A 229-nucleotide genomic window follows, 5' to 3' on the forward strand; every position below is an offset into this window, starting at 1 on the left:
GCTTGTTGATCCATTAATGACTCTTCCTTTTTAGGCCAAGCTGCTACTGTAATAGACTCACCTTCATGAGGTAAGTGCTGCCACACTTCTTCTGTAATAAACGGCATAAATGGGTGTAAAAGTCGCATTGTTTGATCAAGCACGTAAGCTAAAACTGAACGTGTTGTCTGCTTTGCTTCTTCATCATCTCCATTAAGTGGTAACTTTGCCATCTCAATATACCAGTCAC

Annotated in this window: 1 protein-coding gene; it reads right to left on the bottom strand. The window is 40.6% G+C overall.

Annotation, left to right across the window (positions count from 1 at the left end):
- A partial coding sequence (locus tag AOA60_RS00100) for a class I tRNA ligase family protein (RefSeq protein ID WP_368731540.1) occupies window positions 1-212 on the bottom strand: 212 nt, incomplete at its 3' end.
- Window positions 213-229: the final 17 nt, after the last annotated feature.

Origin of the sequence: Pseudomonas sp. 2822-17 (genome assembly GCF_002742485.1) — a bacterium.
GTDB classification, from domain to species: domain Bacteria; phylum Pseudomonadota; class Gammaproteobacteria; order Pseudomonadales; family Pseudomonadaceae; genus Aquipseudomonas; species Aquipseudomonas cyclaminis.